This window comes from Corynebacterium tuberculostearicum, assembly GCF_046097255.1.
GTDB classification, from domain to species: Bacteria; Actinomycetota; Actinomycetes; order Mycobacteriales; family Mycobacteriaceae; genus Corynebacterium; species Corynebacterium tuberculostearicum_J.
Window position 1 is genome coordinate 1,177,961 of sequence record NZ_CP175770.1, and the last position, 23,166, is coordinate 1,201,126.

The window sequence follows — 23,166 nt, forward strand, 5'->3', positions numbered from 1 at the left end:
GGCCATAACCATAACGCGAAGCCCGCGGCCACCCCAGCGCTTTTATGCGCTTTTATTCATCTGCGTTGTCGGCCCAGCGGGAGTCCTCCTCCGCGTCCTCGGATTCGGAGGCAGAGCCGGAGACAAAGCCATACTTCTTCAACCGGCGGCGGTCTGCGGCCGAGGTAGATTGGGTGAGCTTGAGTAGCTCGGCATAAATGCCACCGGATTGCGCCAGTTCGGCCGGCGAGCCCATTTCATCTATGCGGCCGCGATCCAGGGTGATGATGGTATCCACATCCGCGATGGTGGACAGGCGGTGGGCAATAATGAGCGTGGTGCGGTCCTTCATCAGCTCATCTAGGCCGGCCTGCACGGCGCGCTCGGACTTGGTATCCAGCGCCGAGGTGGCCTCATCCAGGACCAGGATGGGCGCGTCCTTGAGCATGGCGCGCGCCACGGAAACGCGCTGCTTCTGCCCGCCGGAAAGCTTCAGACCGCGCTCGCCAATGACCGTGTCATAGCCGTCCGGGAAGGCTTGGATGAACTCATGGGCATTGGCCCGCTTGGCGACGTCCACGATTTCCTCCTCCGTCGCCCCCGGCTTGCCATAAGCGATGTTCTCGCGAATGGTGCCGGAAAAGAGGTAGGACTCCTGGAAGACCACGCCCACTGAGGCGCGCAGGCGTGAGGCGGTGAGATCGTCTACTCGGTGCCCCAGTACATCCAGGTGTCCGGCCGAGGGATGGTAAAGGCCTAGCAAGAGGTTGACCAACGTGGACTTGCCGCCGCCGGACTCGCCCACGAGCGCCACCTTGTGGCCCTCAGAGGCGGCGAAGGAAATATCCTCCACCACGGGCTTGCCCTCCTCGTAGGCGAAGGAGACGTGATCAAAGGAGAAGACCGGCGCGCCGGGTGTGGGCTCCAGCGGGCTGACCGGGGTGAGGTCGAGCTGCGGGGTATGCGAACCGGTGGTGGCCGCAACCAGCTCGCGCGGGGCGGTGGGCTCGAGCTCTTCTTCCATGACCTTGAAGTAGTCCTTGGAACCGGCGATGGCGCGCTGGGCGGTATCGACAATCCAACTCATCATAAAGACCGGCTGCTTCGCACTGGAGACCATCTGCAGCAACATGACCATATCGCCCAAGGAGAAATGCCCCTCGAGCGTGCGCCAGAAAATTACGCCGTAAATGCCGAGGAAGATAATGGCCATGGCTAGGCCACGGAAGGTATCCATCATGTGCCACCAGCGGGACTGCGGCTTGGTGGTATCGACCACGGTGCGGTAGCGCTTGGCAAAGTGGGAGAGCTCGCGGGTTTCGCTCACGAAGGACTTGGCCACCTTGACCTGGCCTATGACCTCTGCGAAGCGACCGTTGGCGAGGTCGATATTTTCGTTTTTGACCGCCTCAAACTTTTGCCAGCGCTTCGAGGTCAGCGCGGTAAGCCACATATAGACCGGGAAGAGCAGCGCGAGCAGGACGGCCAGCGGCCAGTAATACCACGCGGTAATGGCCAGCACCGCGAGGATCTGGATGATCATCGTGAAGAAGTTATTGGCAAAGGACTGCACGAACTGCGTGATATTGGCAATCGATCGATCCAGCCGGGCGATGATCGTGCCGGTGACCTGGTTATCGTAGTAGCCCTGCGGGAGGGCCAGCAGCTTGGCAAAGTAGCGCGTGGACAAAATCTCGCGCAGGCGCGAGACCATGACATCGCCGATGTAGCCGCCGATATTGCGGAAGAGGGCATTGGCGGCGTCGGCAAGAAAAAGCGCCACTGCCAGCAACAGCACCGTGCGCAGCGCATCGCCCAGTGGGGCGTCGTTCTGCAGGGCGCCCACGATGGTATCGGTAGCTTCGCGCGTCAAAAACGGCGAGATCAGTGCAACGACCGCAGTGATCGTGGCGGTCAGCAGCACGCCTAAATAAAAGGGCCACAGGGCAGAGGCACTGCGGGTAATGCGCAAAATGGAATTCATAAGTCGACCACACTCACTTCGAAACGGCGGTTAGTGCGCTGAATTAGGGAAAGGGGGGCGAGATTTAAGCGACTGCCCAGTATGCCACATGCGGCGTTAACGAGCGTAAATACTTAAGTTCAGGGAGGTTTAGGCTAAGGTACTTGTGCAGAAATACAACAATCTTCGCGTGCAAAGGATCCATCCACGGTGAAAATTTCCCACACACTCGGCGCGGGCGTAGTCAGCGTACTCGCCGTGACCCTGACCGGATGTAGCGTTCTCCAGCCGGAAGAAACCGGGCTGGGGGACCATATCACCGTCTCCAGCTCCGAAGAGGCCCCGTACGAGGCCAAGGACACCGATGATAAGGAAGTTACCTCCAACCTGGCCGAGCCGGTAGAGGATAAGGGCCTGGGTGTGAGCTGGGAGTTGCAGGGTGTGTATACCGATAGCAACACCGGTGGCACCGTAGTGACCATTCTGCTCAAGAATAAAAATGATGTGCCCCTGCCTGTCGACGCCTTTGAAGACCCCACCCTGGAGCGTGCCGACGGCAACGGCGGCTGGGCCAAGATCAACTCCTTGCCCTATGACAAGGAATCTGCCCCAGACGTGGAGCCCCCGGGACTCGATCTCCCGCTGGGTGCAGGCGCTTCGGTCAACCTGCAGTACCGCTTTGACGTGACGCCTGGCAACCTGTGGAATGCGCGCTTGCACATTGGCAACGTGACCTGGGTAGGAGACCTTAATCTATGACGGAACTTGTAGTCTTGGCCTCTGCCGAGGGCGAACCCATCGGCACCGCTCCCAAGGCCGAAGTTCATACCACTGATACCCCGCTGCACTTCGCCTTTTCTGCCTGGTTGACCTGCGGTGGCAAGGTGCTGGTCACCCGCCGCGCCCTGAGCAAGCGCACCTGGCCCGGCGTGTGGACCAATGCCTTTTGCGGCCACCCCGCACCCGGCGAGGAGACCGCGGATGCGGTGCTGCGCCGCGCTTCCTTTGAGCTGGGCATTGCGCCGGCGGATTTGTCCGCCCCGCGGCTTATTCTGCCGGACTTTTCCTATCGCGCGGTGGATTCCTCCGGCACGGTAGAAAATGAAATCTGCCCGGTATATACCGTTGAGCTTGCTGCCGACGCCACCTGGGAGCCTAACCCCGACGAGGTAGATTCCTACCAATGGGTCGAGCCAGAAAACCTCTTCGCCGCCGCCGATGCCATGCCCGGCGTCTTTAGCCCGTGGATGATTGACGAGCTCGCGGATAGCGCGCTGCGTGCCGCGTTGTAATTTTCGGCGCCCGCTACACCCCAAGCTCGTCGTCGTTATAGAAGGCCGCGGCCACATAGTCCAAGGTGGCATAGGCTAGCCGACGCTCGCCCGTATCCAGGTTGAATTCCAACACCTGGTGGTCATCGCCGTAGCCGGGGAATCCGGGCTCTCCCGTGGTGGCATAGTGGCGCAGCCACTCGTTGAGCTCGCCGGCCGGGGAAGCGTCGGCCTCCTCGCCTCCGCTGCCGCCAAAGAGCGGGTCCAACTCGGCGCAGTGCACCGCGGGGGCTTCGGTCCGGGTAAATTCCATCATCCAGGTCGGGCCTGGAGCCTCCTCGGCTACCTGCGCGGTCCAGCGGCGCACGGCGGCATCACCAATGAGCCGGCCCATCGGCCGCTGCGGATCGACGTAGTGTGCCAGCTGCCGCCACTGTTTGAAACGATCGTGTGACATCCCGAACTTGGGCAAGAGGTAGCTGGTAATAAAGCCGGCAAACGCCATCTTGTCTATGCGCTCGGCCGCGGGCATGTTGTAGAACTCATCGCGGGTAGACGTCACCACGATAGGGATATCCGCCAATTCTTCGGCGCGCAGTGGTGCGGGGCCCAAGGCGACGTCGAAGCGGTACTTCTTGCGGAATTTGGCATAGCCCTTGGCCAGTGATTCAGGATCCATCTTTTCCAGCGCCTGGCGCGTGACCGGCACGCCTAGGGCCCGGCGCAGGTCGGTGATGCGATGCTCAAAACGGTCGCGCGGGAATGCCGGCGAGAGCGCCAGCACGCGGCGGAACCCGCCCCGGAAATGATCGCGACGCGTCAGCCACAGGCTAATCGCCGCCCCGGCGGATTGGCCCACCAGGGTGATATTGGTCTTATCGCCGCCAAAGGCTTCGATATTGTCCTGCAGCCACTCCAAGGCCAAGAGGCAATCATCAATGCCGCGGTAGCGGTCCGCCTCGTCGCCGTCGAAGCGCGCAAAGCCGGCCAAGCCCACCCGGTAACCCACGTTGACCTGGACTACCCCATGACGGGCATTCTTCGTTCCCGTAAGCCGTGGGTCCTCGTGCGAGCCATGCTCAAAGCGGCCGCCGTGAATATAGACCACGACGGGGCACTCGGCGGCGTCGGCAGGCGCGGTAATGCTCAGCGCAATGTCATTTGGGCGCGGCTCGCGGGCATCCTGATCAAAGGCGCCATCCAGCGGCTCGGCAGGCGAGTAGGGGCTGGGGATGGTGCTATAGCGCACCGAGTGGAAGTAGTGCAGGCCATCGCGGCGCACGCCGGTGATTCGGCCGGAGGCGGTGGCGACGGTAACGGGAATCTGGGCGCTCGACATGTCAGCCAGATTACCGCGAGCAAGTAGAATAAGTAGCCATGGAGTGGTTGACGAGCTTGGGCAGCACGCTATCGCAATTGTTGGTGCAGGCGCCCGTGTGGATTCAAATGGTCATCGTGGTGGCCATCGCCGTGCCACTCATGGTGGTTATAGCCTGGTGCCTGATGTGGGCGGTTGACAGCGTGGCCAATCGGGCCGCCGGAGTGATTTCCCAGCAACGCAGCCGCAGCACTAAAGTAGACCACCATGGCTGAGGAAAATAACGAGCGCGCACGGCAAGAGCGCGCTGAGCTGCGCGCCAACCCCCGCGAGGGTCTGTGGGACCCCGAAGCCAAGCGCACCAGCCAGCCTTCCGCCCCGGCAACCACGCCCGGTGCCCAGCCGGCAAAGCGCAAGCGCGCCCTACCCAAGTCCCGCGTCTCTCTCACACTGTGGACGATGATCGCGTTGGTCATCGTCGTTGCCCTCATCGGCCTGTGGACCTAGGCGCGTCCACCGGCCGGCGAGGCCCAGGCCCAACGCTAGTCCTTACGGCTGGTTGCTGCTAAGCGCTGGAAGAATTCCAATCCGGGAAGATCCTCGATAAGCAGGGCAGTGCCGTTGGTATCGCATAGCGGCACGCACCAATTGGGATAAAGCTCGTGCGTGGTGCCCGGCTGATTTTGTGCGCGCACATCGCCCACCATGTCCACCAAGCTGGTGCACGCGAGAGCCGAAGGTGTACCTGCGATATAGCGATGCAGCGCTACGCTTATATCCTCCTCCGCGCCGCGGGAAGCACGCTCGTCCGGATCTACCAGGTAATCGCGCTGCGGCAAGAGGCCACGATCCGCCACGGTGCCGAGTACACGGGCCTGCCACTCGATGTCATCGCGCTGCTCGTCCTCGACCGAGCGGGTCAGCACGCCTAAGCGCGCGCGGAGCGAAATATGATCGCCGCGCAGGTACGCCAAGGTCGGCGGCAGATCGTGGGTATTGACCGAGGACAGCGCCAGCTGGCGGTACTTGTCCTGCGGCAGCGGGGAGTAGTCATCATCGTCGCGCTCAAACCACACGATGGAGGTACCCAGCACCGCCTTCTGCGCGAGCACGTCTTGTACCCACGGCTCGACGGTGCCGAGGTCCTCACCGATGACCACCGCACTGGCGCGCTGCGCCTCTAGCGCCAAGATGCCCACCATGGCTTCAAAGTCATAGGAGACATAGGTGCCCGTCAGCGGGCTGGCCATGCGCGGGATCCAGTACAGGCGGAAAAGCCCTAAGATGTGGTCCACGCGCACGCCGCCGGCATGGCGGAGCACGGTGGAGAGCATCTCGCGCCACGGGGCATAGCCCGCGGCGGCCAGGCGCTGCGGGTGCCACGGCGGCTGCGACCAATCCTGGCCCTGCTGGTTATAGTCATCCGGCGGGGCGCCTACCGAGCACTGCGGCGCCAAATACTCAGTGAGGTTCACGGCATCGGCGCCGCCTGGGTGCACACCCACGGCAAGATCAGTCACCAGGCCCAGGCGCATGCCGGCATCGAGCGCGCGCTGCTGCGCGGCGGCCAGCTGCTCATCGCACAGGAACTGCAGCCAGGAATAAAAGCGCGTGAGCGTGTCCATGTCCAGGCCTTCGGCATGGCGCTGGCCCGACTGTGCGGCGGCGTCTTGTTGCGCACACCAATATGCGAAATCGCGCAGGCCGCGGCCTTCCTCGCGGGCGTAGCGCACGAAGGCCTCTTCGCGCTCCGGGGAGGGCTGGTAGTTAAAGAGCTCGCGCAGCACCTGCAGCTTGGCCTCAAAAATGGTGTCGCGGTCAATCTCCTCGGCGCTGCGGTTGCGCTGGCGAAACTCCTCCGCCAGCTCGCGCACATCATCCTGTAAGTCCTCCGGTAGGAGCTTGAGCTCCGGGATGGATTCGATGTGCAGGTAGAGCGGGTTGATAAAGCGCCGCGTGGTGGGCAGGTACGGCGAGTCCTCGACCGGAGGCAGCGGCTCGGCGGCATGTAGCGGGTTGACCAGCAAAAAGTCCGCGTGCGGTGCGAGTGTTTCAGCCAGCTGCCCCAAATCTTGGAAATCGCCGATACCCCAAGAGGACTCCGAGCGCACCGAATACAGCTGCGCCATCACGCCGCTAATGGGGTGCTCTACAAACTCATCGGCCGTAGAAAGGCGCGCCGGGGTGATAATTAGCGGGCAGGCATGCTTGCCGATGCCCCCAGACTCCAACACCAACTCGTGGTACCCCATGGGCAGATCGCCGGGGATGTGGAAGCTCGCCTCGCCCCACAGGGTGCCATCAACGTCAGCATCCGGGGCGTCATTGGGGTCTTGGTAGACCTCGCGGGTGCCTCCTTCCTCCAGCTCAATGTGTACGTTGGCGGCATCGCCCGCGTGCACGTGGACCACGAACCCGCGTTCCTGACCCTGGGGCGCGACAACGCAGTGGGGTAGGGGCTGGGAGGAGCGGTCCAGGTAGTCGTCGTAAAGCAGCTGCGTCAGTGCGGCATCGTCTGGATTGTCATCGATGGCCACGCCCAAGGCGCGCAGGGTATAGGCAATAGTGTCTTCAGCGACGTGGACGGGGAAACCAGACTGGGAGGTATAGCTGGTGGCCACGCCGTGGCGCTGAGCGAGTTCTTCAAGCAAGTCGCGGGTAGTCACAGGCCACATTGTGCCACGGGGACAACGCACCTGCTGGGAAACAGATTGGTACAGTAGGCGAAGATTAATAATTAGCTGTTCGAAAGGACACCGCGTGACCCTGCAAGAAGTGCATACCCCGGCGCAATTTACTATCGAGCCGGGCGAAACCTGCCTGACCGCCCTCATGGACACCGCGAAGAAGCGCCCTCACGGCGTCATGTTCACCCGCCCGGCTAACTACGAGTGGGTCAACGTCACGGGTAAAGAATTCATCGATGAGGTCTTTGAAGTAGCCCAGGGACTTATCGCCCTAGGCGTGCAGCAGGGGGATCGCGTCGCCCTTATCTCTGCCACCCGCTATGAGTGGTCCCTGCTGGACTTTGCCATCTGGGCCGCCGGTGCCGCCTCCGTGCCGGTCTACCCGTCCTCGTCCGCCTCCCAGGTGCGTTGGATCATTGAGGACTCCGGCGCCGTGCTCGCCATCACGGAAACCCGCGAGCACTCCGAGCTGGTAGAAAACCTGGTGCTGCAAGAAGACGGCGAACCCAACCTCAAGGGCTCCCCATCGCAGCTGCGCCGCGTCCTAGAAATCAACTCCTCTGCCATCGATACCTTGAAGTTCGAGGGCCGCGGCGTGGCGGCCGACGAGGTCTACGCCCGCATCAAGGCCACCTCCACCGATGACCTGGCCTCCCTGGTGTATACCTCGGGCACCACCGGTCGCCCCAAGGGCTGCATCCTGACCCACCGCAATTGGCTGGCCCAGACCCGTGGCCTGTGCACCAACCCGATTGGCATCTTCGCCGTGCCGGGCAGCCACACCCTGACCTTCCTGCCGCTGGCCCACGTCTTTGCCCGCGCGGTATCCATTGCGGTGGCCATGCGCGGCGCCTCCCAGAATCACTGGTCGGACTTTTCCACCATCTCCATCGAATTCGCTCGCTCCCGCCCGAATGTCATTTTGGGCGTTCCGCGCGTCTTTGAAAAGGTGCGCAACTCTGCCGCCGCTAAGGCGGCCGATTCCGGCATCAAGTCCCTGCTTTTTGAGCAGTCCGAGAAAGTAGCCATCGAGTACTCCAAGGCTTTGGATAAGCCGGAGGGCCCGGACCGCCTGCTGAAGGCCAAGCACAAGGTCTTTGACAAGCTGGTGTACTCCACCATCCGCAAGGGCGTGGGCGGCAACGTGAACTACTGCATTACCGGTGGCTCGGCCATGGGCCATGACCTGCTGCACTGGTACCGCGGCATCGGCATCCCGGTCTATGAGGGCTATGGCCTGACCGAGGTCGCCGCCGCGGCCGCGGTGGACTTTGTGGATCAGTCCATCGGCACTGTTGGCCCGCCGATGGGTGGCGTGACCTTCCGCATCAATGAGGAAGGCGAAATCTGCATCAAGGGCGATATCGTCTTCCACGGTTACTGGAATAATCCGGAAGCCACGGCCGAGGCCCTCGAGGATGGCTGGTACAACACCGGCGACTTGGGTGAGATTGATGAAGACGGCAAGCTCGTTATCACCGGCCGCAAGAAGGACCTCATTGTCACGGCCGGCGGCAAGAATGTCTCGCCCGGCCCGATGGAGGATATCTTGCGCGGGCACCCGCTTATCTCTCAGGCCATGGTGGTAGGCGATGGCAAGCCCTTCGTCGGCGTGCTGCTGACCCTGGATCCGGATATTTTGAAGCGCTGGAAGCTGGACCACAACATTCCGGAGAATCGCTCCATGCGCGAGCTGGCTACCGATCCGACCCTGCGCGCGGAGCTGCAGGATGCCATCAACCAGGTCAATGCCACCGTCTCCCATGCGGAGGGCATCAAGAAGTTTTACATCCTCGAATCTGACCTTACCGAGGAAGAAAACGAGCTGACCCCCACCATGAAGGTCAAGCGCAACGTGGTTTCGCAGCGCTACGCCGCAGCCATCGAGCACCTGTACAAGCGCTAGTCTGCGCGACGGGTACACCCGAGGGAATTCCCTCGGGTGTTTCTTTTTGCCTTGCTTGCCGACGCCCCCTTCTGCAGCTCACCCCACCATCCTCACCTCAGTGCTAGCGAACCTGCCATAAACCTGTGAATGGCTTCGGAGTGTCGCGCGCTCGCGGCGGCGGATCTCGCATAAAGTCGTGAGGCGTTACAGCAAACCTCAACCTCTACTAGAGGTTAGAAATGGGACCGTGGAAGGAGTGGCTCGAAGCCAATGCACAAAATCGCCGCCGAGCTGCGCCACCGCGAGCTTACGCAAGAGATTTACAATATCGGCGACGAAGTCGCAGAGTACCTCGAGCACCTCATTGAAGCCATCGAGGATTGGGACGAAGAGCTGTGCATGGATTGCCTAGCTGAGCTGGGCGATATCGTCGAAGATGCCCGCGTTGACTCCGGCCGTTGTGTAGGCGAGCTGATGGGCCTGCGCCAAGCCCTTGTCTCCGGCGTGCGCTCGGGTACCATTTCCGCCGCTTCTTCCGGCGTGAACGACGTGGAAGAGCCGGAACAACTGACCCCGCGCCTGCTGGATGAGCGATTCCCCATCTCTAAGCCCATCGTGGTACACGAGCTGGCCGAGTCCCTGCGCTCTCGCACCCAGACCGTGGCGGATTACCTCCGCGAGGTAGTCGAGTACGTGCTCGCGCAAACCGACGCCGTGGCCCGCAACCTCGACATGGTCTCGCTGCCGCACTTGTATAAGCGCACCGGCGAGTCCGCCCTCATTGCGGTCCAAGCGTGGAAGCACACGGTGCTGGATACCCACCCGGCCTATGTCCGCACGATGCGCGGGCATAACCCACCGCAGTTCCTAGAAGAGCGCGCCCGGGTTGCCGCGGTGGTGGAAAAAGTCCGCGCTAAGCGCGAGGCGGCCCGCCGGGCTACAACTGCATAAACCACATAGACTTCCTTGTTTCACGCAAGGGGATGTTCACGGCCACCGAGATTCCCTCTCTCGGTGGCCGTTGAAGTTTTCTGCGCTAGGGTGCCCTAATTCGGGGAAGCATTTAGGGAAATTTTAGGTTAACGGCCGTTCCATATAATTTTTGTTATTCCTGTTCAGCGGCTTGGGTGCTGTATTCAGCGGTATTGTTGATGGGTCAACCTTAAGATCTAAGTAGAAAATGCTCTCAACGCGCTGTAGGGTATTTCCCGTCCAGGCGAACGCCGTGACCTAGCATCATCCACACGCGGCGCGCGCAATCACATTCTTTAACCACATCTACAGGGAGTTAAACCATGGGCGCACGCCGAACTTCTCGCCTCATTGCCAGCGCAGTGGCCGTAGCCACCTTCTCTTCCATCACTGTTGTGCCTAACGCCGTCGCCGCCGACGACACCACCTTTGTCGAGGAAAAGACCACCGACGGTACCGTAAGCCTCAACGGCATCGAATTCGATGAGGACGGCAACCTGCTGGAGGAAAACAACGCCGGCGATAAGGCGATGGAAGAACTCGACGCAGAAGAAGACGCCGCCGAGTCCATCACCCCGTACGCCGTAGACGGCGCGGAGGAGACCGCCGAAGCTCCGGCTTCTGAGGAGTCTGCAAAGCCAACCACCCTCGAGGAACTCGCACAGACTGAGGCCTCCAACGGCGACGTCAACGTCAAGGTGGTCAAGGATGAGCAGAAGGACAAGCTTGTTTGTGAGGTCACTGATGCCCCTGACAAGGAAGGCAACATGCTCGACCTCAAGCTTGCGCTGGCTAAGGCCTTCTACGATGGCGGCGAAAAGATCCTCAAGACCGTCTGGGAGATCATCCCGGTTGTCGGCGACCTCGTTCCGGCTGATTTCATCGATAAGATTTCCGGTAAGACCTGGGACGGCATTGCCAAGCTGGTCAAGGAAGGCGAGAAGGACAAGACCGTTACCTGGGATCTCTCCCGCGCCCAGGGTATGGCCATCGGCCGTATCGATAACGCCGATGCCGACGTTGATATGAACAACCCGGATGGTGCTAAGAAGACCGTCTCCGGCCTGCTTAAGTTCGCCGACGGCGCCTTTGGCAAGGGCACCAAGGTTATCTTGAAGCTCTTTAATGCAGCCGTTACCATCGCCGGCCTGGTTCCAGGTGCGAGCGTCGCCGGCGACCTGAAGCTGAGCAAGGACCAGCAGAAGAGCATCGAAGACTCCCTGAATAACATCTCCACCGCAGCTTCCGATCTCGCGGCCGTCAACGCCCCAGCCGGCCAGCTGTGCTCCGATATGCTCAACGGCAAGAAGACCAAGGACCAGCCTTCTGAGGAGCCTTCTTCTGAGGAGACCACTTCCGAGGCTCCGGCTTCTGAGGATGCTACCTCTGAGGAGACCACCCCGTCCGAGTCCGCAGAAGAGACCTCCACCGAGGAGACCTCCGCTGGAGAAACGGCCACCGAAGAGCCGACCTCCGCTGAAGAAACGGCCACCGAAGAGCCGACCTCCGCTGAAGAAACTTCCGCTGAAGAGCCGACTTCTGAGGAATCCACCGAGCCTTCCACTACCGAAGCTGCGGTCGTTCCGGGCAAAGACGGCCAGGACGGTAAGGACGGCCAGGACGGCGAAGATGGCCAGGATGGCCAGGATGGCCGCGACGGTCGCGATGGCCGTGACGGCCGTGACGGTAAGGATGGCGAGAACGGCCGCGATGGCCGCGATGGTCGTGACGGCCGCGATGGCGAGGATGGCCAGGATGGTAAGGACGGCCGCGACGGCGAAGATGGCCAGGATGGTCGCGATGGCCGAGACGGACGTGATGGCCGAGACGGTCGCGACGGACGTGACGGCCGCGATGGCATCAACGGTAAGGACGGCAAGGACGCAGACATGTCTTCCGTCGCAGGGTTCTCCTTCCTGGCTGCGCTCGTAGGCGGCGGCACGGTGCTGGGCATCCTGTCCACCATTGACTACCTCTACACCCACGGCATGCTGCCGAAGAACAGCGTCCCATGGCGCATCAACCAGTAAGACCTTCCTGTTGAGGCATTAGCTGGAAGTAGTAGAGCCTTCGCGAGCATATGCTCGCGAAGGCTCTTTCTTCTTGCAGGCGAAGTTTCAGTGGGTTCTCTTGCAAGGCATTCGCCATCGCCCTCCCTTCGCGCTCACCGGCGCAGCCGACTCCGCGGCGAAAGCACCGCTGGTGAGCGCGAAGGGCGGCGGGGTAGAGGATGGCGGGAGGCAGGAAGCGTGGACTTAGGCAGAACGGGCGGCTTTTTGTCTGGCGGAGATGGTGGAAATGAGGTCGGTTAGGAAACGAGTGGGGCGGTCGATGAGCTGTCGCGGGGTATAGCAGAGGACGGTGAAGCCAGCCTCGCGCAGACGTCGGTGGCGCTCATGCTGATGGCGAAGTGCCTTCGCGGGGATGATGTCGATGAGGTAGGCGCTGTTGATGCATAGGGCGGTCGTGATGCCAGGCAGCGCGGTGAAGGGCGCCTCGAAGAACATGGGCCAGGGGAAATCGGCCTCAATGAGGAGGGCGCGGGCGAAAGACTCGTAGGGAGAGCGGGAAAGGGAAGAGGCGTGGTGGATTACGGAGCGGACGATGCGGCTATTGCGCACCCGGCCCATGCGGGCGAACTCTTCCTTGAGGTCTTCCCGGCTGAGGCCAGAACGCAAAGCCGAGTCGGCGGCGATGAGGCCGTCGGTGAAGCCGTGGTAGCGGGCGACGTCGATAACCGCGCGGGCCTTGGAAACGCAGCGGGTGCCGTCCACAAGGACGGGCTCAGGGAGTAAAGCTTTGCGGTAGATGCGCTCGGGATGGCGGCGGTCCTTGTGGGGAAGCGTATTGGTGGGAAGGGCCATTTCAATCTTTTCCTCGGCCGTGGCGATGACCCACAGTCCGTGCACTCGGGCGGCGGACTTGGAGATGAGCACCGCGGTATAGGCGCTGCGGGCGGCGGCGATGGCGCGCAGGCGCAGCTGGGAGGGGAAGTCGAGGCAGTGGTAGTGATCGCGCCGGACTGCGATGCGCGGTGCGAGTTTGAGGTAGGTGCCGTTTTTCAGGTCGGTCCAGAAGGTGGGGTGGTTGGCGCGGATGGAGTCGATATTGGTCAGTGGTGGTGTCATGCCTCCTAGGAAAGGGCACGCTGCCGGCCGGCGCGAGGAGGTGGCGGCCGGGCCTGTGGATAACAAGGCCGCAGGGAAAAGCGAGTGAGCGAAGTGGCGGGTGGGAAAGTTTCGGCCACAGTTATCCACAGTCGGGAGCAACATCCCTTGCGCGTGGGTGCAAAAACGGCAACGCCCGCGCCGGCCACAATGAAGCGGGCGCGGGCGCGGGCGAGGACGCGGCGAGAACTAGACGGCCGGGGGAGGGGTGACCTTGTCTAGCTGCTCGGTAATCTGCGGCCATAGTTGGCCCATGATGTCGTCCCAGGTGAGGATCCACACGGCGTTGTCCTTATCGGCCTTGCCCACCATGACGAGCTGCTCATTGCGAGCGCGCATGTGGTCCAAGGTCTTTTGCACGGTGGTGGAAGAAGACACGGACAGGGCAGGGCGGGAGAACTCGAGAACCGGGGTTTCTGGTTCTGCCAGCAAGGTATCGCGCACGTGGACCACGCGGGGGACTCGGGAGTCCTTGGGGAAGACCAGCACGCGCATGATGTTCTTGCGTACGACGAGGTCTTGGAGGTCCTCCACGGTGGCGTCGGAAGGCAGGGGCACTACCTCCGAGCCGTGCTCGCGGGCCATGGCGCCCACGGTGGAGTTTTCCAACTCGATGACATCAGAAATCTGGTTGGCAGACTCATCATCCAGAGCACCGGTCTCGCGGGAGTGCTCGACCAAGGTGCGCAGAGTCTCAGCGTCGTAGCCGGCCGCACCGGCGCGGTCGACGGGTTCTTCGCCAGCCAGGGACACCATTTTGTTGGCCATGACGTTGATCCACTTCAGCAGCGGGCGGAAGATCCACACGAAGCCACGTGCGGGGACCGCGATGAACTGCAGGGCGGTCTCCGGGTGGGTAATGGCCCAAGACTTCGGCGCCATCTCACCGAGTACGAGGTGGAGGAAGGTAACGATGAAGAGGGCGAGGAGGAAGCTGACGACGTCGGCAATGCCCAGCGGCAGTCCCGCGGCTTCTAGTGGTGCCATGAGCAGGTGGTGCACCCAGGGCTTGGTTACAGCACCGAGCACAAAGGTGGCGGCGGTAATGCCCAGCTGCGCGCCGGCGAGCATGATGGTCAGCTCATTGAGCGAGCGCAGGCCGGCGCGGGCGGTGCGGGAGTTTTCCGCATCCTCTTCTAAACGGTTGCGGCGAGCGCCCATCAAGGAGAACTCGATAATCACAAAGAAGCCGGAAGCGGCGATGATAAGGAGGGTAACGAGGAGGTTAAACCACCACGATTCGGTCATTATGCATCCTCCTTCTTATCGGCATCATCGGAGTGGTCGGAGTAATCCTCCACCAACTCGATGGCGAGCACGGACGGTACGTGGCGGTCCACCTCTTGCACGCGCAGGCGGAGGGAGCGGACGGGCGCCTCATCGTGGTCCACCCAGTCATCGGGTTCGGCCTCGAGCTGGATGGTGTGTTCCTCGCCTACCTCAGGCAGCGCACCGGAGTGGGCAATGACGAGGCCGGCGACAGTCTCAAAGTCGCCCTCAGGCAGGTCGTGGCCGATGGCGCGCTCGATCTCATCAATCGGCGTATCGCCGTCGACCAACCAGTGGGATTCGTCCTGCTCGGTGATTTCCTCGGTTTCTTCGATATCGTGCTCATCGGTGACATCGCCCAAGATTTCCTCGGCCAAGTCCTCCATGGTCACGATGCCCACGAAGCCGCCGTACTCATCGATCACGCACGCCATCTTCTGGTCGCTATCGCGCAGCTCTTCCACCACATCCGGCAGCGGCATCAACTCAGGGACCACGACGGCCTCCTGCATGATGCTGGTGGCCTTGGTGGCGGCGGGCAGGTCGCTTCCCAGGACGTCGATAAGATGCACCACACCCACCGGGTTGTGGTCGTCATCAATGACGGGGTAGCGCGTGTGGTCGGTAGACATCATCTCGCGGACCTCACCGAGGGTGGTGTCGGGGTCAATGACGTCCACGCGGGAGCGCGGAATCATGGCGTGCTCAACATCGTGTTCGGGGAAGTCCAGCAGGCGGTCGAGCACCATGTAGGTATTTTCATCCAGATCGCCGGCCTCATGGGAGGAGTCCACGATGGATTCCAGGTCATCGGCGGTGGCGGAGGAGTCCACGTCTTCTACCGGTTCGATGCCAAAGACCTTGAGGATGGCATTGGAAGAGTACTCGAAAAAGTGGATGAGCCAGCCGAAAATCCGCAGGTAAAGCTGCGTGGAGGCGGCCAGCCAGCGCGCCGTCTTCATCGGTGCGGCGATGGTGTAGTTCTTGGGGAAGAGCTCCGCAAACAGCATCGTCGCAATCGTGGAGATGAAAAGTGCCGCGATGGTACCAACGGTGACTGACACTGCGGACGGAACGCCGACGCCGCCAAGCAACGTACCCAGTCCCTGGCCCACGAGCGGCTCGGCCACATAGCCGATGAGCAGGCCGGTAATCGTAATACCGAGCTGCGCGCCCGAGAGCATGAAGGAGGTCTGCTGAGTAATAGCCAGCGCGCGTTGGGCTGTCTTATCCCCCTCAGCAGCCTGGGTCCGCAGCTGCGTGCGGTCCACGGACATAAAGGAAAACTCTTGGGCCACGAAGTATGCGTTCGCGACGATGATGAGGCCAATGACTACAAAGCCGGCCAGGATCATCACAATAGCCGATAACATGATTTACTCCCCACCGCCTAGAAGGAGGTAGGGACATCGACTCGGAGGTTCCACTGAGGGTGCCTTTCTACTTGGGAAGATGGAAACATACTACATGCTCAACCCCGCTTTCGGCCATTTTGTTCCCGGCCTATTAGGGTTTTATCCATGACTGAACCCTTCGGGCTGTATATCCACGTTCCTTTCTGTGCCACTCGTTGCGGGTATTGCGATTTCAATACCTATACCCCGGGCGAGCTTGGCAGCCCGCGCGATCTCACTGGGCCATACCTGGATGCCTTGGACCGCGAGCTGGAATTGGCGGCCGCGCGCGTGGGTCGCCCGGCCGAGACCGTCTTCATTGGCGGCGGCACGCCTTCGCTGCTGGGCGGGCAGGGCCTGAGCCGCATCCTGAACACCGTCCGTTCCACCTTCGGCCTAAAACCTGGGGCGGAGGTCACCACCGAATCCAACCCGGAGTCCACCTCACCGGAGTATTTTGCCCAGCTTGCCGACGCCGGCTATACCCGCATCAGCCTCGGTATGCAGTCCGCATCCCCGGGCGTTCTCCAAGTCCTGGAACGCGCCCACACCCCCGGCCGCGCCTTCGACGCCGCCCGCGAGGCCCGAGCCGCCGGCTTCGAGCACGTCAACCTGGACATGATCTATGGCACGCCCACCGAAACCGATGACAACGTGCGCGAAACGCTAGACCGAGTGTTAGAAACCGGCGTAGACCACGTCAGCGCCTACTCGCTCATCGTGGAAGACGGCACCCGCATGGCGCGCAAGGTCAATAAAGGTATCCTGCCCGCCCCCGATGAGGACGTGCTGGCACGGCGCTATGAGATGATTTCGACCACCCTCGAGTCTGAAGGCTTCGAGTGGTACGAGGTTTCCAATTGGTCTAAGCCCGGTGGCGAGTGCGAGCACAACCGTATCTACTGGGTAGATGGCAACTGGTGGGGCGCAGGCCCCGGGGCCCACTCGCATTTGGGCAACGAGCGTTTCTTTAACGTCAAACATCCCTCGCGCTATATCGACGCCCTCGGCCGCGACGAGCTGCCCATCAAAGAAACCGAGACGCTTACCGACGCCGACCGCCACATGGAGAAAATCATGCTCGGCCTGCGCCTGCGCGAGGGCATCCCAGAGGCCTGGCTCGATGCCCACGCCGCTCCCGCCCTCGAGCGTTTCATCGGCCGCGGCCTGCTCGAGCGTGCCGGCGACCGCGTGCGCATCACCAAGCCCGGCCGCCTGCTGGCCGATGGCATCATCACCGATCTCCTCGTCGCCGAAGAAACCTAATCCTCGTTCCCAGACCTTTAGACTTAATTCAGTAGAAACCAAACCAGTTAGTTTTGACTCAGTCGATGGGAAACCTGTTATTCCGCTATTTTCTTGTTAGTCTTTTGATATGGACGATGCACTAAATCCGTATACGCCCGGTTCGGGACTTGCCCCTACAGTCCTCACCGGGCGTGACAGGGATCTACAAGCTTTTGACAACTTGATTAAGCGTGCTGAAAACAGTCTGCTCGGCCGTCCGATGTTGCTTATTGGCCTTCGTGGAGTCGGCAAGACGGTCCTTTTGAACCAATTGAAATCACGGGCCGATAAGTGTGACTGGCTCACGGTAAAAGTTGAAGCTTCGCAAGGAGTGCGCGGGGCAGAGAGCGTACGGCGGGCAATTGCCAACGGGCTAGGAAAAGCTTCGCTGCGCTACCGTGCGAAGGCGTTGGTGAAAGAGAGTGCTTTGGCACTGTCTCGTGCAGTTGCCTCATTTCATCTTTCCCTGGGAGGCGGAGCATTGAACCTAGGGGTGGAGGCTAAGGATTTAGCTCCTGCTACCGGAAACCTCGAGCTCGACCTACAGGACGTAACCTCTGCTGTGGCTGAAACGCTGGTAAAGGACGGCAAGGCCCTCGCATTCTTCATCGATGAAATGCAAGATCTTGATGAGGAAATGCTGGAGGCATTAATTTCGGCACAGCATGAGGCTGGGCAAAACCGGTTACCCTTTTATATTATCGGCGCTGGTCTTCCGAGTCTGCCTGGCAAAGTTGCACGGTCCCGCTCCTATGCGGAGCGAATGTTCGAGGTACACACCATTGACCGCCTTGGCTTGCATTCGGCGCGCAAAGCTCTATCTGCACCCGCTGAGCGCCAAGACGTGGAATTCGAAGATGACGCTCTGGATTTTCTTGCGGAGGCAAGTGGACAGTATCCGTACTTTTTACAGGAGTTTGGATCCCAAATTTGGAAGGTAGGCGAAATCTCACCGTTTACCATTGCGGATGCAAGGCAGGCCGCTCGCTTGGGAACAAAGCAACTAGACGCAGGCTTCTTCCAAGCTCGCTGGGATCGAGCTACGCCAGCTGAAAGAGACTATCTCAGTGCCATGGCAGCCTTAGGCGATGGTTCAGCGGAAACGAAAGAAATCGGTGAACGTCTGGGGAAGGATAATAAAGCTCTTGGTCCGGTGCGGGCTAAGCTCATAAACAAAGGTCTCATTTATTCCCCTGAGCACGGTAAAGTCAGGTACACCGTCCCGAACTTTAAAGAATTTATCATTCGCCGAAGCGAATAGGAGCGCCATAGTGTCTACCTCAACCGATGCCCGCCGCAAGGAAGTCCTGCGCGCCATCGTGGCGGACTATATTGCCTCCCAGGAGCCGGTTGGCTCTAAGTCGCTGCTAGAGCGCTACCAGCTGGGAGTTTCCTCGGCCACCATCCGCAATGACATGGCCGTGCTCGAATCCCAGGGCCTTATCTCCCAGCAGCACGCCAGCTCAGGCCGCGTGCCCACCCAGCAGGGCTACCGCCACTTTGTGGACTCCCTCCACGAGGTCAAGCCGCTTTCGGCCCCGGAGCGCCGCGCGATGCTCAACTTCTTGGAAGGCGGCGTCGACTTGGAGGATGTGCTGCGCCGCTCGGTGCAGTTATTGGCGCAGGTGACGAAGCAGGCGGCCGTCGTCCAGCTGCCCAATCTCAAGGTCTCGCGCGTCAAACACTGCGAGGTCGTGGCGCTCTCCCCAGTGCGCCTGCTGCTGGTGCTCATCACCGATAACGGCCGCGTGGACCAGCGCAATGTGGAGCTCGATGAAATCATCGACCAGGACCAGACCTTCCGCCTGCGCGACATCGTCAACAGCGCGCTAGTGGGCAAGACGCTTAGCGACGCCTCCGTGGAGCTCGCCCACCTTGTCGACGACGCCCCCTTGGATATCCGACACCACGTACTAAAGGTGGCCACCACGCTCATCGAGACCCTAGTGGAACAGCCCTCCGACCGGCTGATTATGGCCGGCGCCTCCAACCTCACGCGCGTGGCGCGCGAGTTTCCGGAAGGTCTGCCCAAGATTATTGAGGCACTAGAGGAGCAGGTCGTCGTCCTCAAGCTGCTCGCCCGCGTGCCCGATTTGGGCAACGTCTCCGTGGTTATCGGTGAGGAAAACGAGGAAGACCAGCTGCGCCAAGCCTCCGTGGTGGCCACGGGCTACGGACTGGGCACGGGCGATGAGGTGGCCACGCTGGGCGGCCTTGGCGTGGTGGGGCCGACCTTTATGGATTACTCGGGAACAATTTCTAAGGTCTCTGCCGTTGCACGGTATGTGAGCGAAATTTTGGCCGGCGAGCAGTGCGAGTAAACTGGCTGGCCGCGCATTATTTTTTCAAGTTAACCCCAACAAGACGAATTAGAAGGAATATCTCTTACAGTGGCTCGTGACTATTACGGCATCCTCGGTGTTGATAAAAACGCAACTGACCAGGAGATTAAAAAGGCCTACCGCAAAATGGCCCGCAAGTATCACCCGGATCTGAACCCGGATGATGACGCTGCCGCGGAAAAGTTCCGCGATGCCGCGCTGGCCCAGGAGGTCCTGCTGGATCCGCAAAAACGCCAGATCGTGGACATGGGCGGCGACCCCATGGAACAGGGCGGCGGTGGCGCCGGTGCCGGCGCGGGTGGTTTTGGCGGCTTCGGTGGCGGCGGCCTCGGCGATATCTTCGCCGAGTTCTTCGGCGGGGGTGCTGGCGGCTCCCGCGGCCCGAAGTCCCGCGTCCAGCCGGGCAATGATGCCCTGCTGCGCACCCGCATCACCCTGGAAGAGGCCTACACCGGCCTAAAGAAGAAGGTCACCGTGGATACCGCGGTGCTGTGCGATAGCTGCGGCGGTACCGGTTCCGAGTCCAAGGCCAAGCCGGTTACCTGCGATAACTGCAATGGCATGGGTGAAATCCAGGAGATGCAGCGCAGCTTCCTGGGCAACGTCATGACCACCCGCCCGTGCCCGAAGTGTCAGGGCTTTGGCGAGGTCATTACCGATCCGTGCAACCACTGCGCCGGTGACGGCCGCGTGAAGAAGCGTCGCGATATTACCGTTAATATCCCGGCCGGCATCAATGATGGCATGCGCATCCGCATGGCCTCCCAGGGCGAGGTCGGCCACGGCGGCGGCCCGGCCGGCGACCTGTACGTTGAGGTCCACACGGAGGATCACCCCGTCTTTCAGCGCAATGCTGATGACTTGAACCTCACCGTGCGCGTGCCGATGATCGATGCAGCACTGGGCACTAACTTCACCATCGAACAGCTAAGTGGCGAAGAGCTCACCATCGATATCGAGCCGGGCACCCAGCCGGGCGAGTCCATCAAGGTCGATGGTGCCGGCATGCCGCGCCTGCGTACCGATGGCTACGGCAACCTCTTTGCCCACGTGGACGTCGTTGTGCCCAAGGACCTGGACCGCAAGACCCGCGAGGCCCTGGAGAAGATTCGCAACTCTCGCGACGAGGGCGCGCGCGTGCGTACCACCGGCGACGGCCAAGAGGAATCCTTCTTCAGCCGCCTCCGCGATAAGTTCCGCCGCTAATGTCGCTGCCCGTCTTCATCCACCCGGATCTCTTCCGCCGCGCGCACCGGCGAGGCTTTCAGCTTTTCCGGCCCAGAGGCCCGCCATGCCGTGACGGTCAAGCGCATGAGGGAGGGCGAGCGCCTCGAGCTTATCGACGGCACCGGTACCCGCCTTACCCTCACCATCACCGCTACCTCGGGCAAGGACTCCATGGAAGGCACGGTCGACTTCATCGACACCGCGCCCGATCCCACCCCGCGGGTGAGCGTGGTGCAGGCCATCCCGAAATCCGAGCGCGCCGAACTCGCCGTGGATTTGGCCACTCAGGCCGGCGCGGATGAGATTATCGCCTGGCAGGCGGATCGCTGCGTGGCTAAATGGGACGGCAAGAAGGCTCCGAAGGCGGTGGCCAAGTGGCAGGCGGCCGCGGATTCCGCGGCCAAGCAATCCCGTCGCGCCCGCATCCCCCAGGTGCGCGGTCCGCTGACCACCCCGCAGCTCGTTCAAGAGCTCACCGGTGGCCGCGACGGCGCTTCCTCCAACGCCCCCACCGTGCTCGTGTTGCACGAGGAAGCAACCGTCTCCATTAAGGACGTGCCGCTGACGGACGATGTCGTCCTGCTCGTCGGCCCCGAGGGCGGCATCGGCGAGGCCGAGCTTGCCCGCCTCAAAGAAGCCGGCGCCACGCCCATCAAGCTCGGCCCGGAAGTGTTGCGTACAGCGAGCGCGGCAATGGTGGCGCTGGCGGCAATCGGCATGCGCACCGAGCGTTGGTAGCAGGCGCTGGTAGCCTAAAGCACGTGCCTATCATCACGAAGAAATGTGAGCTAGATTCCGCCTACGTCAGCAGTGTGCTGGGTAGTGCGGACGATAACCTGCGCGTGCTCAATAACCGCCTGGATGCGGACCTTTTTGCCCGCGGTAATGTCGTCACCGTCACCGGTCCTGATTATGAGGTGGCCCGCGCCGCCAAGATCCTCGATGAGCTCGAGGCAATCGCCCGCCGCGGCCACGCCGTGTCCACCGATACGGTCAAGCACACCATGGACATGGTGGCCGTGGAGGCGCCGCAGTCGGTATCGGCGGCGCTGGCGGCGGACATCGTTAAGCGCCGCGGCAAAGCCGTCCGCCCAAAGACAGTGGGGCAGTCCGAATACGTGCAGGCCATCGACGATAATACGGTGGTCTTTGGTATTGGACCGGCCGGTTCCGGCAAGACCTACCTGGCGGTGGCCAAGGCCGTGCAGGCCCTGCAGACCAAGCAGGTCTCGCGCATTATCCTCACCCGCCCGGCCGTGGAGGCAGGGGAGAAGCTCGGCTTCTTGCCGGGTACGCTCAATGACAAGATTGACCCGTACCTGCGCCCGCTGTACGACGCCCTGCGGGACATGCTCGACCCAGAGATGATTCCTAAGCTCATGGAAGCCGGCATCATCGAGGTCGCCCCGCTGGCCTATATGCGCGGCCGCACGCTGAACGATGCCTTTGTCATCCTGGACGAGGCCCAAAACACCACGCCCGCGCAGATGAAGATGTTCCTCACCCGTCTGGGCTTTGGTTCCAAGATTGTGGTTACCGGCGATATCTCCCAGGTAGACCTCCCGCACGGCCAGGTCTCGGGCCTGCGCATCGTGCGCCGCATCCTGCGCAATGTGGATGATATTCACTTCGCGGACCTTGGGTCTAAGGACGTGGTGCGCCACCAGCTGGTCGGGCGCATCGTCAATGCGTATGAGACCTTTGATAATAAGAAAGCCGCAGAATACGAGGAAATGGAATGAGTATCGAGTTTCTCAATGAATCCGGCTTCGAAGGCGTCAACGAGGAGATGCTGATTGACGTCGCCTCTTATGCCTTCGGCGCGATGGACATCAACCCCGATGCCGAGTGCACCATCACCTGTGTGGATCTGAAGACCATTGAGGATCTCCACGTGCGCTGGATGGATCTGGAAGGCCCCACCGATGTTATGAGCTTTCCCATGGATGAGCTCACCCCTGGCGCCATCGCCGGTGGCGGCCGCCCCGATGCCGCCGACCCGGGCCCGGCCATGCTGGGCGATATCGTCCTGTGCCCGAGTTTGCCCTGCGCCAGGCGGAGGCCGCCGGCCACTCCCTAGGCCACGAGCTGGCCCTGCTTACCGTCCATGGTTGCCTGCACCTGCTGGGCTATGACCACTCCACCCCGGCCGAGGAGAAGGAAATGTTTGGCCGCCAAAACGAGCTGCTCGCGGATTGGTACGACGACGCAGCCGAGCGTGGCGTTTCCTATCAGCCCAAGCCTTCTGGTCCGAAGGCTTTTCCTGACGCCGCCGAGCGCGCCAACCTAGACAAGCAGGTTCCCGGCGGCGGAATCCCTGCGGTGGGCGAGCCACAAGATCGCCCCGAGGAATAATTTTTGTCTTTTCCTTGGTGAGCGCGCGGGCAGCGTAGCACAATGGG

Annotated in this window: 18 protein-coding genes and 2 pseudogenes; 14 read left to right on the forward strand and 6 right to left on the reverse strand. The window is 61.6% G+C overall.

The annotated features are described in order from the left end of the window. Positions 1–52: 52 nt before the first annotated feature. Positions 53–1,963: an ABC transporter ATP-binding protein gene (locus tag ACKFRY_RS05650; RefSeq protein WP_408923367.1), complete on the reverse strand. Its 1,911-nt coding sequence runs from the start codon at positions 1,961–1,963 to the stop codon at positions 53–55. Positions 1,964–2,152: 189 nt separating this feature from the next. On the opposite strand from ACKFRY_RS05650, the gene ACKFRY_RS05655 reads away from it, so the two are divergent. Next, positions 2,153–2,701: a hypothetical protein gene (locus ACKFRY_RS05655; RefSeq protein WP_005324173.1), complete on the forward strand. Its 549-nt coding sequence runs from the start codon at positions 2,153–2,155 to the stop codon at positions 2,699–2,701. Further along, positions 2,698–3,234 carry an isopentenyl-diphosphate Delta-isomerase gene (idi, locus tag ACKFRY_RS05660; protein WP_250412502.1) on the forward strand — a complete coding sequence of 179 codons (537 nt, stop codon included), beginning with the start codon at positions 2,698–2,700 and terminating at the stop codon, positions 3,232–3,234. The genes ACKFRY_RS05655 and idi overlap by 4 nt, the downstream gene beginning before the upstream one ends. 13 nt (positions 3,235–3,247) lie before the next feature. Here idi and ACKFRY_RS05665 read toward each other — a convergent pair whose 3' ends face one another. Beyond that, positions 3,248–4,552 (reverse strand): carboxylesterase family protein, encoded by a 1,305-nt coding sequence (locus ACKFRY_RS05665; protein ID WP_408923368.1) that lies wholly within the window; start codon positions 4,550–4,552, stop codon positions 3,248–3,250. 38 nt (positions 4,553–4,590) lie between these two features. On the opposite strand from ACKFRY_RS05665, the gene ACKFRY_RS05670 reads away from it, so the two are divergent. After that, the gene (locus ACKFRY_RS05670; RefSeq protein ID WP_023020988.1) at positions 4,591–4,806 is read left to right on the forward strand and encodes a hypothetical protein; all 216 of its coding nucleotides are present in this window, start codon (positions 4,591–4,593) and stop codon (positions 4,804–4,806) included. Beyond that, entirely contained in the window at positions 4,799–5,038 is a 240-nt protein-coding gene (locus ACKFRY_RS05675) for a hypothetical protein (protein ID WP_023020989.1), read from the forward strand. Before ACKFRY_RS05670 ends, ACKFRY_RS05675 begins: the two co-directional genes overlap by 8 nt. A 35-nt stretch (positions 5,039–5,073) precedes the next feature. Here ACKFRY_RS05675 and malQ read toward each other — a convergent pair whose 3' ends face one another. Next, positions 5,074–7,197: a 4-alpha-glucanotransferase gene (gene malQ / locus ACKFRY_RS05680; RefSeq protein ID WP_408923369.1), complete on the reverse strand. Its 2,124-nt coding sequence runs from the start codon at positions 7,195–7,197 to the stop codon at positions 5,074–5,076. 94 nt (positions 7,198–7,291) lie between these two features. On the opposite strand from malQ, the gene ACKFRY_RS05685 reads away from it, so the two are divergent. From ACKFRY_RS05685 to ACKFRY_RS05695, 3 genes are all read left to right on the forward strand, one after another. Further along, positions 7,292–9,124, forward strand: a complete 1,833-nt coding sequence (locus ACKFRY_RS05685) for a long-chain fatty acid--CoA ligase (protein WP_005326425.1) — start codon at positions 7,292–7,294, stop codon at positions 9,122–9,124. 252 nt (positions 9,125–9,376) lie between these two features. Continuing rightward, the gene (locus tag ACKFRY_RS05690) at positions 9,377–10,057 is read left to right on the forward strand and encodes a hypothetical protein (protein WP_005326429.1); all 681 of its coding nucleotides are present in this window, start codon (positions 9,377–9,379) and stop codon (positions 10,055–10,057) included. A 344-nt stretch (positions 10,058–10,401) separates the two neighbouring features. Further along, entirely contained in the window at positions 10,402–12,108 is a 1,707-nt protein-coding gene (locus ACKFRY_RS05695) for a hypothetical protein (RefSeq protein WP_408923370.1), read from the forward strand. A 225-nt stretch (positions 12,109–12,333) separates the two neighbouring features. On the opposite strand, the gene ACKFRY_RS05700 is transcribed toward ACKFRY_RS05695, so the two are convergent. The 3 genes from ACKFRY_RS05700 to ACKFRY_RS05710 form a co-directional block, all read right to left on the reverse strand. Beyond that, on the reverse strand, positions 12,334–13,206 hold the full coding sequence (locus ACKFRY_RS05700; RefSeq protein ID WP_408923371.1) for a hypothetical protein: 873 nt from the start codon (positions 13,204–13,206) through the stop codon (positions 12,334–12,336). 228 nt (positions 13,207–13,434) lie between these two features. Further along, the gene (locus ACKFRY_RS05705; RefSeq protein ID WP_005324190.1) at positions 13,435–14,493 is read right to left on the reverse strand and encodes a CNNM domain-containing protein; all 1,059 of its coding nucleotides are present in this window, start codon (positions 14,491–14,493) and stop codon (positions 13,435–13,437) included. After that, entirely contained in the window at positions 14,493–15,887 is a 1,395-nt protein-coding gene (locus ACKFRY_RS05710; protein WP_408923372.1) for a hemolysin family protein, read from the reverse strand. The genes ACKFRY_RS05705 and ACKFRY_RS05710 overlap by 1 nt, the downstream gene beginning before the upstream one ends. A gap of 147 nt (positions 15,888–16,034) precedes the next feature. Here ACKFRY_RS05710 and hemW point away from each other — a divergent pair, with 147 nt between their 5' ends. From hemW to ybeY, 7 genes and pseudogenes are all read left to right on the forward strand, one after another. Next, the gene (hemW, locus tag ACKFRY_RS05715) at positions 16,035–17,174 is read left to right on the forward strand and encodes a radical SAM family heme chaperone HemW (protein ID WP_408923373.1); all 1,140 of its coding nucleotides are present in this window, start codon (positions 16,035–16,037) and stop codon (positions 17,172–17,174) included. Between the two features lie 109 nt (positions 17,175–17,283). Beyond that, positions 17,284–18,456, forward strand: coding sequence for an ATP-binding protein (locus ACKFRY_RS05720; protein ID WP_408923374.1), 1,173 nt, complete (start codon positions 17,284–17,286; stop codon positions 18,454–18,456). Between the two features lie 10 nt (positions 18,457–18,466). Beyond that, complete coding sequence (hrcA, locus tag ACKFRY_RS05725; RefSeq protein ID WP_023020999.1) at positions 18,467–19,516, forward strand: heat-inducible transcriptional repressor HrcA; 1,050 nt, start codon at positions 18,467–18,469, stop codon at positions 19,514–19,516. Between the two features lie 69 nt (positions 19,517–19,585). Further along, positions 19,586–20,743 carry a molecular chaperone DnaJ gene (gene dnaJ / locus ACKFRY_RS05730; RefSeq protein ID WP_408923375.1) on the forward strand — a complete coding sequence of 386 codons (1,158 nt, stop codon included), beginning with the start codon at positions 19,586–19,588 and terminating at the stop codon, positions 20,741–20,743. After that, positions 20,743–21,502, forward strand: a pseudogene (locus ACKFRY_RS05735) (16S rRNA (uracil(1498)-N(3))-methyltransferase). Before dnaJ ends, ACKFRY_RS05735 begins: the two are co-directional and overlap by 1 nt. A 23-nt stretch (positions 21,503–21,525) precedes the next feature. Continuing rightward, positions 21,526–22,506 carry a PhoH family protein gene (locus ACKFRY_RS05740; protein ID WP_040425220.1) on the forward strand — a complete coding sequence of 327 codons (981 nt, stop codon included), beginning with the start codon at positions 21,526–21,528 and terminating at the stop codon, positions 22,504–22,506. Next, positions 22,503–23,119: pseudogene (ybeY, locus tag ACKFRY_RS05745) on the forward strand (rRNA maturation RNase YbeY). Before ACKFRY_RS05740 ends, ybeY begins: the two are co-directional and overlap by 4 nt. The last annotated feature ends 47 nt before the right edge of the window (positions 23,120–23,166 follow it).

Bases quoted from the DNA above. Each gene is read 5' to 3' on its own strand.
- ACKFRY_RS05665 (WP_408923368.1), bottom strand. From the start codon at position 4,552: ATGTCGAGCGCCCAGATTCCCGTTACCGTCGCCACCGCCTCCGGCCGA.
- ACKFRY_RS05650 (WP_408923367.1), bottom strand. From the start codon at position 1,963: ATGAATTCCATTTTGCGCATTACCCGCAGTGCCTCTGCCCTGTGGCCC.
- ACKFRY_RS05700 (WP_408923371.1), bottom strand. From the start codon at position 13,206: ATGACACCACCACTGACCAATATCGACTCCATCCGCGCCAACCACCCC.
- ACKFRY_RS05675 (WP_023020989.1), top strand. From the start codon at position 4,799: ATGGCTGAGGAAAATAACGAGCGCGCACGGCAAGAGCGCGCTGAGCTG.
- ACKFRY_RS05720 (WP_408923374.1), top strand. From the start codon at position 17,284: ATGGACGATGCACTAAATCCGTATACGCCCGGTTCGGGACTTGCCCCT.
- idi (WP_250412502.1), top strand. From the start codon at position 2,698: ATGACGGAACTTGTAGTCTTGGCCTCTGCCGAGGGCGAACCCATCGGC.
- hemW (WP_408923373.1), top strand. From the start codon at position 16,035: ATGACTGAACCCTTCGGGCTGTATATCCACGTTCCTTTCTGTGCCACT.
- ACKFRY_RS05690 (WP_005326429.1), top strand. From the start codon at position 9,377: ATGCACAAAATCGCCGCCGAGCTGCGCCACCGCGAGCTTACGCAAGAG.
- ACKFRY_RS05695 (WP_408923370.1), top strand. From the start codon at position 10,402: ATGGGCGCACGCCGAACTTCTCGCCTCATTGCCAGCGCAGTGGCCGTA.
- ACKFRY_RS05705 (WP_005324190.1), bottom strand. From the start codon at position 14,493: ATGACCGAATCGTGGTGGTTTAACCTCCTCGTTACCCTCCTTATCATC.
- ACKFRY_RS05710 (WP_408923372.1), bottom strand. From the start codon at position 15,887: ATGTTATCGGCTATTGTGATGATCCTGGCCGGCTTTGTAGTCATTGGC.
- ACKFRY_RS05670 (WP_023020988.1), top strand. From the start codon at position 4,591: ATGGAGTGGTTGACGAGCTTGGGCAGCACGCTATCGCAATTGTTGGTG.